10 protein-coding genes are annotated in these 12159 nt (G+C 71.3%); 5 read left to right on the top strand and 5 right to left on the bottom strand.

Going from position 1 to position 12159, the window contains the following annotated elements:
* Window positions 1–3 precede the first annotated feature (3 nt).
* The gene (locus SMD20_RS20855) at window positions 4–870 is read right to left on the bottom strand and encodes a sigma-70 family RNA polymerase sigma factor (RefSeq protein ID WP_329583654.1); all 867 of its coding nucleotides are present in this window, start codon (window positions 868–870) and stop codon (window positions 4–6) included.
* Window positions 867–1259, bottom strand: coding sequence for a VOC family protein (locus SMD20_RS20850; RefSeq protein ID WP_329583651.1), 393 nt, complete (start codon window positions 1257–1259; stop codon window positions 867–869). The genes SMD20_RS20855 and SMD20_RS20850 overlap by 4 nt, the downstream gene beginning before the upstream one ends.
* A 263-nt stretch (window positions 1260–1522) precedes the next feature.
* Here SMD20_RS20850 and SMD20_RS20845 point away from each other — a divergent pair, with 263 nt between their 5' ends.
* On the top strand, window positions 1523–3100 hold the full coding sequence (locus SMD20_RS20845; protein WP_329583649.1) for a chitinase: 1578 nt from the start codon (window positions 1523–1525) through the stop codon (window positions 3098–3100).
* A complete protein-coding gene (locus SMD20_RS20840) occupies window positions 3097–4794 on the top strand; it encodes a fibronectin type III domain-containing protein (protein WP_329583647.1) in 1698 nt (565 codons plus the stop codon). The genes SMD20_RS20845 and SMD20_RS20840 overlap by 4 nt, the downstream gene beginning before the upstream one ends.
* On the opposite strand, the gene SMD20_RS20835 is transcribed toward SMD20_RS20840, so the two are convergent.
* Window positions 4778–6373, bottom strand: coding sequence for a molybdopterin-dependent oxidoreductase (locus tag SMD20_RS20835; protein ID WP_329583644.1), 1596 nt, complete (start codon window positions 6371–6373; stop codon window positions 4778–4780). The genes SMD20_RS20840 and SMD20_RS20835 overlap by 17 nt on opposite strands.
* A 116-nt stretch (window positions 6374–6489) precedes the next feature.
* Between SMD20_RS20835 and SMD20_RS20830 the strand changes: the two genes are divergently transcribed.
* A complete protein-coding gene (locus SMD20_RS20830) occupies window positions 6490–7872 on the top strand; it encodes a hypothetical protein (protein WP_329583641.1) in 1383 nt (460 codons plus the stop codon).
* Here SMD20_RS20830 and erm read toward each other — a convergent pair.
* Window positions 7861–8685 (bottom strand): ErmE/ErmH/ErmO/ErmR family 23S rRNA (adenine(2058)-N(6))-methyltransferase, encoded by an 825-nt coding sequence (gene erm, locus SMD20_RS20825; protein ID WP_329583639.1) that lies wholly within the window; start codon window positions 8683–8685, stop codon window positions 7861–7863. The two genes, SMD20_RS20830 and erm, sit on opposite strands and share 12 nt — an antisense overlap.
* 300 nt (window positions 8686–8985) lie before the next feature.
* Here erm and SMD20_RS20820 point away from each other — a divergent pair, with 300 nt between their 5' ends.
* Together SMD20_RS20820 and SMD20_RS20815 are read left to right on the top strand one after the other, a co-directional pair.
* Entirely contained in the window at window positions 8986–9843 is an 858-nt protein-coding gene (locus tag SMD20_RS20820) for a hypothetical protein (RefSeq protein ID WP_329583636.1), read from the top strand.
* Window positions 9844–9880: 37 nt separating this feature from the next.
* A complete protein-coding gene (locus SMD20_RS20815) occupies window positions 9881–10858 on the top strand; it encodes a DUF6597 domain-containing transcriptional factor (protein WP_329583634.1) in 978 nt (325 codons plus the stop codon).
* On the opposite strand, the gene SMD20_RS20810 is transcribed toward SMD20_RS20815, so the two are convergent.
* The gene (locus SMD20_RS20810; RefSeq protein ID WP_329583632.1) at window positions 10832–11836 is read right to left on the bottom strand and encodes an AI-2E family transporter; all 1005 of its coding nucleotides are present in this window, start codon (window positions 11834–11836) and stop codon (window positions 10832–10834) included. The genes SMD20_RS20815 and SMD20_RS20810 overlap by 27 nt on opposite strands.
* Between the last annotated feature and the right edge of the window lie 323 nt (window positions 11837–12159).

Below are 12159 nucleotides of genomic sequence, written 5' to 3'. Positions count from 1 at the left end.
AGCTCAGGCCAGGTGGATCGCCGCGAGCTTGGCCGGGTCGACGACGATGTGGATGCCGGTGATCCGGCCGTCGTCGACGGTGAAGGCGATGACGGAGAGCGGCGTTCCGTCGGCCCGCCAGGACATGTGGCCGGGAACGCCGTTGACCAGCACCGGGCGCTGGCGGGCGACCTCGCCGGCGAACCTGCGGGCGCCGGCCGCGACCTCGGTGGCGCCCAGGGTGACGACCAGGCCGCCGGGGGTGTCGACGGTCAGCCGCACGTCCGGGTCGAGGACGCGCAGGAGCGCCTCGAAGTCGCCGCCGGCCGCGGCCGCGCGGAACGCCTGGACGACCTCCTGGTGCTCGCGGCCCGTGCCCGCCGGCCGGTCCGCGGCCCGGACCTTGCGGCGGGCGCGGCTGGCGATCATCTTGGCGGCGTCGGCGGACTTGCCCAGGATGTGGCCGATCTCGTGGAACGGCACCGCGAACATGTCGTGCAGCACGAACGCCAGGCGCTCGCCCGGGGTGAGCGAGTCGAGCACGACGAGCAGGGCGAAGCCGACCGAATCGGCCAGCGCCACCTGCTCGTCCGGTGCGGGCTCGTCGGCGGGCGTCACCACGAGGTCCGCGAACTCGTGCCCGTACGCGGTCTCGGGGTGGGCCTGGCGGGACCGCAGCACGTCCAGGCTGATCCGGCCGACCACCGTGGTCAGCCACCCCGCCAGGTTGCCGATGGCCGCCTCGTCCTGGCGGGAGAGGCGCACCCAGGCTTCCTGGACCACGTCCTCGGCGTCGGCGTGCGAGCCCAGCACGCGGTAGGCGAGGGCGCGCAGCCGATCGCGCTGGGCTTCGAACGCCTCGGTCACGAGGCCGGACGGGTGCGCGGTCACGGCTTCCGCTGCTGGCGGAGGGAGATCCGGTTGCCGTCGGGGTCCACCGCCTCGACGCGGACCCCGAACGGATAGTCCTCGGGCTCGGGCTCCTCGAAGGTGACGCCGCGCGAGCGCATGATCTCGAAGTCCTTGCGCAGGTCGTCGGATTCGAGGATCAGCGGGCCGGGCGCGCCGTCCCGGTCCGCGCCGCCCGGCTGCCCTGCGCCCGCCGCGTGCGACCACAGAAGGATCTGCACCGGGCTGCCGGGCACGCCGACGGTGAGGAACCGGCCGTCGGGCCCGGTGACGTCGATCCGCTTCTCCAGCCCGAGTCCTCCGGCGTAGAACTCCAGCGCGCGGTCCTGGTCGGTGACGTAGATCGTCACGTACATGATGGTGGTCAGCATTCCTGTCCTCTTTTCACTCGTCGATCCCATGACGAGCGCCGGCGGAAGAAGGTAACAGGGAGCGCCCCTTTTTTGGGCCTTGTAAGGGCGAGGTGTCAAGGCTACGATCGGCCCACAACTCTTAGGAAACTTTCCTAACAGTAAACGACCAACCGGACAAAACCTTACAGCCCCCGCAAAACGCGTGGCTCGTGCCGTACGGCTCGCTCTCTCACCCCCCGGCGCGAGGCGTACGGCACGTCACCCCCCGTAAGGAAGAGCCCGTGAGAAAACGCGCGACCCTCCTGGCGTTCGCCAGCCTCGTCCTCGCTCTCATCGCCGCCCCGGCCCCCGCCCACGCCGCCACGGCGACGGCGACCTTCACGAAGGTCTCCGACTGGGGCTCCGGCTTCGAGGGCAAGGTCACCGTCACCAACGCCACCACCACGGCCATGAACGGCTGGAACGTGCAGTTCGACGTCCCCGCCGGCTACTCGATCCCGTCCGCGTGGGACGCGGTCATGACGAGGAGCGGCCAGCACTACACCTTCACCAACCCGTCCTGGGCCCCCGCACTCCCCGCCGGCGGCAGCGCCAGCTTCGGCTTCAACGGCAGCCCCGGCGGCTTCCCCGGCATCACCGGCTGCACACTCAACGGATCACCCTGCGGCGGCGGCGGACCGTCACCCGGGGTGCCCGGCAGGCCGGGCGCCGCCTCCGCCACCTCCACGACCGGCTCGATCACCCTCACCTGGGGTGCGTCCTCGGGCACGGTCACCGGCTACCGCGTCTACGAGGGCGCCACTGTCAAGGCCACGGTCAGCGGCACGACCGCGACGATCGGCGGCCTCGGAACCTGCGAGAGCCACACCTACACGGTCAAGGCGTACAACGGCGAGGGCGAGTCGGCGGCCGGCGACCCCGTGACCGCCACCACCACCGGCTGCACGGGAAGCGGCGGCACCCTGCCGAAGCACTTCCTCACCGGCTACTGGCACAACTTCGTCAACGCCGCGACCGAGCTCAGGCTCTCGGCCGTCCCCGCCGAGTACGACCTCGTCGCCGTCGCGTTCGGCGAGGCCACGGCCACCGCGGGGCAGGTCGCCTTCGCCGTGGACGCCGGCCTGTCGGCCGCGCTCGGCGGCTACACCGACGCCCAGTTCAGGGCCGACGTCCAGGCCCTGCACCAGCGGGGCAAGAAGGTCATCCTGTCCGTGGGCGGCGAGGCCGGGCGGGTGCAGGTCGCCGACGCGGCGGCCGCGACCCGCTTCGCCGACTCGGTGTACGCCCTCATGCAGAGCTACGGCTTCGACGGCGTGGACATCGACCTGGAGAACGGGCTCAACGCCACGTACATGGCCCAGGCACTCCGGTCGCTGCGCGCCAAGGCCGGCGCGAACCTGATCATCACGATGGCCCCGCAGACCATCGACATGCAGTCCACCGGGATGGAGTACTTCAAGCTCGCCCTGTCGATCAAGGACATCCTCACGGTCGTCCACACCCAGTTCTACAACTCCGGTTCCATGCTCGGCTGCGACCAGGCGCAGGCGTACACGCAGGGGACCGTCAACTTCATGACCGCGCTGGCCTGCATCCAGCTCGAGAACGGCCTGCGCCCCGACCAGGTGGCGCTGGGCCTGCCCGCCGGGCCGGGCGCGGCCGGCGGAGGCGTGGTCACCCCCGCCCTCGTCAACCAGGCGCTCGACTGCCTGGCTCGGCGTACCAATTGCGGATCTTTCACGCCGCCCCGTGCGTACCCGGACATCCGGGGCGCGATGACCTGGTCCATCAACTGGGACGCCAGCGCCAACTGGTCCTTCAGCAAGACCGTCAAGCCGCACCTCCAGGGAATGCCATGAGATTTCGCAGCAGACTCGCCGCATCGTTCGCCTGCGCGGTCCTCGCGCTGACCGGCGCCGGCCTCCCGGTCGCCCACGCGGAAAGCCAGACGGCCGGCCAGAGCGCCCGGCTGCTCGCCGCCGCCTGGGCCCCGTGGACCGCCTACGCCACCGGCGCGGTCGTCACCTACAACGGCGTCGACTACGTCTGTCTCCAGGGCCACACCTCCCAGCCCGGCTGGGAGCCGCCGAACGTCCCCGCCCTCTGGAAGGTCTCCACCGGCGGCGGCACCGACACGACCGCGCCGTCCGTGCCCGGCAACCTCCGCTCGACCGGCGTCACCTCCAGCAGCGTCTCGCTCGCCTGGAACGCCTCCACCGACAACGTCGGCGTCACCGGCTACAACGTCTACCGGGGCGGCAGCCTGGTCACCACCGTGACCGGCACCACCTACACCGACACCGGCCGCGCCGCGAACACCGCCTACACCTACACCGTCCGGGCCCGCGACGCCGCCGGCAACCTCTCCGGCGTCAGCAACTCCGTCACCGCCACCACCTCGGGCGGCAACACCGGCGCGCCCGGCCAGCCCGGCACGGTCAGCACCTCGGTCACCAACTCCAGCGTCTCGCTGAGCTGGGGCGCCTCCTCCGGCACGGTCACCGGCTACCGCGTCTACGAGGGCTCGACGCAGAAGGCGCAGGTCACCGGCACGTCCGCGACGATCTCCGGCCTCGGCGCGTGCACGACCCACACCTACACCGTGAAGGCGTACAACTCGGCGGGCGAGTCGGCCGGCCGGGACGCCACCGCCACCACCAGCGGCTGCACCGGCAACCCGGCGAAGATGGCCGGCGCCCCCTACCTCTACATGGGCTGGGGCAACCCGCCCAACCCGGCCACCGTCATGGACGCGACCGGCGTGAAGTCGTTCACGATGGCGTTCATCCTCTCCAGCGGCGGCTGCACCCCCGCCTGGGACGGCAACCGCGCCCTGACCGGCGGCGCCGACCAGCAGGCGATCAACACGATCAAGTCGAAGGGCGGCAGCGTCCAGATCTCCTTCGGCGGCTGGCAGGGCAACAAGCTCGGCCCCAACTGCGGCAGCCCCGAGGCGTTCGCCGGCGCCGTGCAGCAGGTGATCAACGCCGTCGGCCCGGCGGTCGTCGACTTCGACATCGAGAACACCGACGAGTTCGAGAACTACACCGTCCAGGACCGCATCCTGAACGGCATCAAGATCATCAAGGCCAACAACCCGAACGTCAAGGCCGTCGTCACCTTCGGCACCACCACGACCGGCCCCAACTCGCACGGCGTCCGCCTGATCAACCAGGCCAGGGCGCTCGGCGTGCCGATCGACAACTTCACCATCATGCCGTTCGACTTCGGCAGCTCCAACATCTACCAGGACACCGTCAACGCCTCCGAGGGCCTGAAGAACGCGCTCAAGAACGCCTACGGCTGGACCGACGCCCAGGCGTACGCGCACATGGGCATCTCGGGCATGAACGGCCTGTCCGACCAGCAGGAGCTGACCACCACCGCCGCCTGGACGCAGATCCGCGACTGGGCGAAGTCCAAGGGCCTGACCAGGCTCGCGTACTGGGCCGTCAACCGCGACCGGGGCTGCCCCGGCGGCGGCGTCACGTCCAACTGCAGCGGCATCTCCCAGTCCGACTGGGACTTCACCAGGATCACCGCCGGTTTCTGACCAGCTGCGTCGGTTTGAGCGGCACGCCGAGACCCGGCGGCCGGTAGACCGGCAGGGCCTCGCCGAACTCGCGCATCCAGGCGTGGTCCACCAGCAACCGCATGCGCCCGTCCACGGCCCGGCCGGCAGGCCCGGCCGGGGACGGGCGCCCGCCCAGCCTGGCGACCGCCGCGCCCACCAGCTCAGGGCTCGGCGGCGCCAGGTCGCAGTGATCGTCCGGCCCGATCAGCAGGTCCACGTCAGGCGGCAGCGGATAGATCGGCCGGGGGAGCGCCAGCACGCGCGGCGGCGGAGCCATCGGCCAGCCGTCGCGCACCGCCTCCAGCAGCACCGACCGCGACGTGCGGCGCGCGAACAGGCCCTCGGCGAGCGCCCAGCTCAGCGCCCCCACGTCCGAGCGGTCCTCGCCACAGGCGTGCAGGCACAGGTACGGCACCAGCGGGATCCCCGCCGTGCCCACCTGGGCCCACCCGCCGCCGCACCCCGTCAGCACCAGCAGCGCCAGCATCGCCCGGTAGGCGGTGTCGGCGTGCGGCGTGTCCAGCCGGCCCGGCACGATCACGCACCGGCCGTCCGTCTTCTCCGCCGTCACCCCCAGCTCACGAGCGATCTTCACCGCCCGCGAGGCGGGCACGCCCGTGCACGCCTCCTGCCAGGCCGGCGTGTACGGCTCCGCACGGTCGCCGTACCCGTCAGGCCACCGGCCCGGCAGACCGGGCCTGACCACCCCGTAACCGGCCAGCAGCAGGTCGAACACCGTGGTCAGCAGCTCATCCCCGTCCCGCAGCACCGGCACGCCGCGCCGCAGCACGCCCGGCCCGTCGTCGAAGCGCGGCAGCAGCACCTCCACCGCCTCGTCCGGCCCCTCACGGTCGTACAGGCTGAGCCGGTCGCACACCTGCCCCGTCGCCTCGCCCGGCACGTACGCGCCCTCCCGCTCCCGCAGCCGCACCAGGAACGGCAGGTCCGTGAACTCCGCCGCGTGCGCGTCGAACGGCGTGCGGTCCAGGAAGAACTCCTTGAGCAGCACGTGCCCCATGGCCATCGCCAGCGCGCCGTCCGTGCCCGGCCGCACCACCAGCGTCTCGTCCGACAGCCGGGTCGGATGCGTGCCGATCGCGACCACCTTCTGCCCCTTGTACCGCCCGGCGATCACCCAGGGCGTGTCCGCGGTCCGCGCCAGCCGGTTGTTCTCCCCCCACAGCAGCACGTACGCCGCCCGCGCCCACTCCTCCGCCCGCGGCGCGCCACCGAACCTCCTCCCGAGCACCTGCTCGGGCGCGCACGGATGCTCGGTCAGCACCGCCCCGCCCAGCCCGCCCACCAGCTCCGCCAGCGGCGAGGTCGCCAGCGCCGCCACCCGCTCGCGACCGTGCTCGGCCGCCGTGTGCACGATGGCCGCCGCGGCTATCTCGGCGGCGGTGCCGTCGTCGAGCGGAACCCGCCGCTCGCCGCGCGTCCCGGCGTACTGCTGAGAATTCCCTGTGAGTTTCGCCCACGCCGCGACGGGGTCGTGCAGCCCATCCCTCACCTCGAAATAGAGCCTGACCAGTGCCTGGTTGACCTGCGATCCCCCCATGCAAAAAGTTGAACACACAGGGTGAGGTCGTATCGCGATACGTGTCGGCATGTCGGGGATAAGAATCGGAAGCCCAGGTGGCAGCACCCAGATTGATACGGCAGGCTAGTTCCGCCATGGATTACGCAGTCCTCACGGGGATCGTCCTCGTCGCCGGTGTCCTGTCCGCTCTCGTCGCGCAGTGGCGCGACTGGCGCCCGCCGCTCGCCGTCGCCATCGCGGTCGGCGTCGCCGTGCGGCTGCTCATCATGTTCACCTCGGCGATCGACACCTGGCAGCCCGTCGACTTCGTCGAGAGCTTCAAGCCCGCGGGCGAGGCGGTGCTCCGCGGCCAGGACCCCGTGCTGGCCAGCGAGGGCGGCTGGCACTTCCTGCCGACCATCCCCTACGTCTACGGCATCCTGCTCTGGCTCGGCATCCCCTGGGAATACGCCGGTCGCCTGGTCACCGTCGTCGCCGACATCGTGCTCATCCCGCTGGTCGCCAAGCTGGCCGGCGGCCCCAAGGCCAACCTGCGCGCCCTCCAGTACGCGCTCAACCCGCTCGCCCTGCTCGTCGCCTGCGTGCACGGCCAGGTCGAGCCGGTGGCGCTGGTGTTCGGCGTGGCCGCCTTCGTGGTCGCCCGCGGCCCCGGCGCGCCCGAACGGCCCGGCATCACCACCGACGTCGTCGGCAGGGCGCGGGCCGGCCTGGCCGCCCACGGGCTGAAGGCCGCGGCCCTGCGCGTGCTCGGCCCCGGCGGCCTGCTGCACCGCGCGCTGAAGCCCGGCCCGGACGACCGCGCCCACCTCAAGCGCGGGGCGCTCGCCGGCGTGCTCATGGGCCTCGCGCTGTGCGCCAAGAGCTGGCCCATCTGGCTGGTCCCCGGCATGCTGCTGCTCCTGCCCAACCTGCGCTCACGCATCGTCGCGCTGTTCACCACCGGCGCCGTGCCGCTGTTCTTCTTCGTCACGCTGCCGGTCTTCGCCGGCACCGCGATCGAGGATCTCCCCAAGGTCATCGACACCATCCGGTCCATCCGGCCGATCGTCGGCGAATACGGCTGGACGCCGTGGTTCACCGGCGGCGACTGGGCGCTCCGCGACGACCTGGCCTCGTTCGGGACGAACCTCATCTACGTCTGCGTGATCGCGGCCATTCTCCTGTGGCGGCGGGCCGACCCGATCGACATGACCACCGCCATCCTGCTGATCTTCATGGTGGTCACGCCGCGCCTCGGCGCCCAGTACCTCCTGTGGTTCATGCCGTTCCTGGTGGCCCGGCCCACCAGGTTCGCCTGGCCGGCCATCCTCGCCGTCTCGCTCTGGACCGGCTACGGCTACCTCTACATGACCCAGTTCGACACCAACACCTGGTGGCACCTGCACTCGCTGTGGTCGCGCGCCTCGATCGTGCTGCTGCCGATCCTGCTGCTGGCCATGCCGTGGGGCCGCCGCGACGCGACGGCCCCCGCCCTGGCCCGCTCGTCCGAGCAGGCCAAGGTCACCTCAGCGGCATAGCCGCTCCCACAGCGTCACCCACTGGGCGGGGTGGACGTGGCCCACGACGGCGTCGCGGTCCACCCCCGCCGCGCGCAGCGCGGCGTCCACCCCTTCGTAACGGGCGCGCAGCGAGGCGCGCACCGACCCGCCGGCCCCGCCGAAGCCCAGCTCCACCAGCTCCTGCCAGGAGCGATGGCCCTGGACGAGCGGCTCAGGCCGCCGCCGGATCAGCAGGATCGCCGAGTCCACCGACGGCACGGGACGGAAGCTCTCCCTGCCGATCGGGTCGCCGAGCCGCCAGTCGAACCACGGCCACGACTCCACCGTGACGAGGCTCCAACGGCCGTAGTCGCCGGTCCGCTTGCGGGCGTACTCGCGCTGCGTGAGCAGCGTCGCCCCGGTCAGTCCTGGCGCCCGCAGGCACCAGTCCACGATCCGCGACGTGGCCGCGTACGGGATGTTCCCCGCCACCGCGAACGGCTCGCGCGGCGCCCGCGCCGCCGTGAAGTCGCCCCTGACCACCTCGATCCTCGGGTCGGAACGGGTGCGCGCGGCCAGCCGCCCGGCCAGCAGCGGATCGAGCTCGTAGCCGAGGACGCGGGCCCCCGCCTCCGCCAGCGCGAAGGTGAGCGCCCCTTCGCCCGGCCCCGGCTCCAGGACCAGCCCCTCCGGCGCGGCGGCCTTCACGACCAGATCGACGGCACGCCGGTCCACCAGGAAGTTCTGCGAGAGCGTGCGCCGCGCCCGATCCCGGGGCGTACGGTCGCCGCCGCTGTTCCTGGCCTTCTTCTGAGTGTGTGAATAGTTTCCGTGCGCGAAATTCTGCGCCACAGCACTGCCCTTTCGGGTCCTCGAGAGTGAACAGGTCTCGAAGGGCCCTGGGCACGCGTGCGGACGCGCTGCCTCAGCTCGTGTTCGACGCGTCCGCTAGCGGGCCAGAGCCCGGCCGCGGCGGATGCGGATGAAAACCTGGCAGCAGAACATCGAGGTCATGGCGCCACCCTAGGAGCGCCCCTCGCGACCGGGCAACGCAATTTCCGCCCGCCGCTCGCGTCCGATTCCGACAAGAACCCGGCGAGAGGCGGCGGCTAGCGTCCTGGTGACGGACCCGCTCGCGAAAGGACCTTGACGATGGACGTGCTCGATCGCGCCGAGAACTACCTTCACCTGAACGCCAGGCTCCTCGACCGGCTGCGCTTCGCCGCGCTCTTCCGTGACGGCGACCGCCTGCGGGTGCTGGAGACGCTGCGCTGCTACCAGAACCCCGACGGCGGCTTCGGGCACGCCCTCGAACCCGACCTGCGCGGCCCCGGCAGCCAGCCCGAGCCGGTCGAGGTGGCCTTCTGGATCCTCGACGAGCTGGACGCCTTCGACTCGCCCATGGTGCCCGCCGCCTGCGACTACCTCGCCCGCGTGACCGCCGCCGACGGAGGGGTGCCGTTCGTCCTGCCCTCCGTACGGAACGACCCGCGCGCGCCCTGGTGGCAGACCGGGGACGACCCGCCCGGCAGCCTCGTGCCGACGGCGTCCATCGCCGGGCTGCTCCACAAGCACGGCGTCAGCCATCCGTGGCTGGGCCCCGCGACCGCGTTCTGCTGGTCCGCGATCGCCGCCGTGACGGAGCCGAACCCGTACGAGGCCCGCGCCATCGTGACCTTCCTCGACCTGACGCCCGAACGGGACCGTGCGGAGCGCGAGTTCGCGCGGCTGCGCGAGGCCATCCTCGCCACGGTCGCCTTCGATCCCGGCGCGCCCGGCGCCGCCCACTTCCCGCTCGACTTCGCCCCCGCCCCGCTCCGGCTGCCGCTCTTCGGCGAGGACGTCCTGGACCGTCACCTCGACGCGCTCCTCGCCCGACAGTCCGCCGAGGGCGGCTGGAGCGGCAACTGGCAGATGTGGACACCCCTGGTCGAACACGAATGGGGCGGCCACGTCACGGTCCACACCCTCAGGACCCTCCGCGCGTACGGCCGGCTCCCGTCCTCCTGACGCACTTCCTGTCGGCGCCGTCCCGTACGTTGAAGGCATGTACGAGGAACGGCCGCCGGCACCCGACCTCGCCGCCCGCGTCGCCTGCCACTGGCATCACGTCAGCGAGTCGAGCAGCACCCAGCTCGTGGTGCCCGACGCCTGCGTGGACCTCATCTGGGGCCCCGGCGGCCTGTTCGTCGCCGGTCCCGACACCGGCCCCATGCCGACGGAGATGACGGCCGGAGACGTCTTCGTCGGCGTCCGGTTCCGGCCGGGCGCGGCGTCCGACCTCTTCGGCGTCCCCCTCCACACCCTCCGCGACCAACGCATCCCCCTGCCCGCCCTACCCACCGCCGCCCTCCTCGCCCCCTTCACGACCCCTGACCCCGCCGCCTTCACCACACCTCCCCCCGCCTCTTTCGCCACGTCCCACCCCCAGCCAGCCCTCCAGTCCGAGCCGACCTTCCCCGCCACCCGCACCCCACCCGACCTCGCCACGAGGCACGCCGCCCTGGCCGCCGCGACCCGCACCTTGCTGACCCACCTGACCACCCCCGGCCGCTCAGCCGCCCACTCAGCCGCCCCGGCCGGCTCGACCGCCTCCACTCGGCTGCCCGACCCTGCCGCCCGCTTGACCAACTCGGCCCGCTTGCCCGACTGCGCCCGGTTGCCCGACTCCGCTCGGCCGGCCGACCCCGCCGCCCCGTTCATCGCCCGCGCCCTCCGGCTCGGCCGGTCGGTGTCAGAGGTGGCCCGCGACCTCGGCCTCAGCGAACGCCAGCTCCACCGCCGCAGCCTGACCGCCTTCGGCTACGCCCCGAAAACCCTGCAGCGCATCGTCCGCTTCCAGCGCGCCCTGCGCCTGGCCCGCGCCGGTGTCCCGCTCGCCACCGTCGCCGCCGAAGCCGGCTACGCCGACCAGGCCCACCTCTCCCACGAGGTCAAGCGCCTGAGCGGCGTCTCCTTGCGCACCCTGGCCCCACCCTCACCGGTGCCCCCGCCGGCCTCATCCGTCCTGCGGCACCTTGCCTGACACCAGCGCCGCCGCCCACTTCGCACTCGGATCGCTGTCGATCAGCAACGCCCGCGCCAGCAAACTCAACGGAATGGCCAGAATCGCGCCCAGCGGCCCGAGCACGAACGTCCACAACAACAACGACATGAACGTCATCGTCGTCGAGAGCCCCACCGCGTCCCCCAGGAACTTGGGCAGGATGAACGACTGCGTGACGACGTTGATGACGACGTAAGCGATGATCACCAGCACCATCGTCTTCACCCCGCCGTCCAGCAGCGCCAGCATCGCGGGCGGCACGAGCCCGATCACGAACCCCACGTTCGGGATGTAGTTGGTGATGAGCGCCAGCACCCCCCACAGCAGCGGAAGCGGCACGTCCAGAATGGACAGCGCGATGACGTCGAGCACCGCGTTGAGCAACCCGAAAATCGTGGAGATGATCAGATAACGCCGCGTCTTGTGCGCGAACGTCGCCAACGCCGTCACCAACTGTCCTCGGTTGCGCATGCCGGCGGCGAGTATCTTCGCCGTGATCGGCGCGTCCAGGCACATCGCCAGCAACAGCACCACGATGAGGAACAGCCCCGTCAGGGCTCCGACCAGGCTCCCCAGCAAGGTCTGCGCCACCCCCAGCAGCGTGCCAGGGTCGAACGTCTGCAGCGCCCGGTTGAGCACGCTGCTGCTGAGCCCGTACGAGGCCGCCTGCTTCTGCGCCTCCTCGAGCAACTGCTGGAACTGGTGCGTATACCTGGGAAGCAACGAGGTGAGCTGCATGATCGAGATGGTCAGGATGCCCACCATGGCCAGCAGCACCATCACCACGATCAGGAAGGGCACGGCCACCTGCAGCCAGGCGGGCGCCTTTCTGGCGGCGAGCCAGCTGCGCACGGGCGCGACCGCGATGACGAGGACCAGCGCCAGCACGACAGGCCCGATGATCGAACTGACCTCGCGCAGGCCGAACAGGGTGACCACCGCACCGCCGATGCCCACGAGAATGATGAGTGCCCTGGGTAGGGGTTGATCTCGCACGCCCGGTTCCTACCCCGAGTACGCGGGAGGAGCCGTCGATTTGACGGTTGCGAGGACCGTACATAGAGTTCACCAGTCCCGAGAGGACGGCAGTGATCGCCGGCCTCACTTCGGGGACGACCTCCAGACACCTCCGCTTCGGTGGACGTACTCGTCCATGCGAATCGGCTGGTAAGTTAGAGGGGTTGCCCCGGAAACGGGGTGCGGATTAATTCCAGCAGGTCGAGCAAGTCCGGTCAATTTGACAGAGACTTGAACGGCTGAAAGAATTAAGACACAACGAA

Origin of the sequence: Nonomuraea sp. LP-02, from assembly GCF_036289125.1 — a bacterium.
In the GTDB taxonomy this organism is placed as follows: Bacteria; Actinomycetota; Actinomycetes; order Streptosporangiales; family Streptosporangiaceae; genus Nonomuraea; species Nonomuraea bangladeshensis.
The sequence above is the reverse complement of the archived record's forward strand: the minus strand, read 5'-3'. Positions and strand labels throughout refer to the sequence as shown.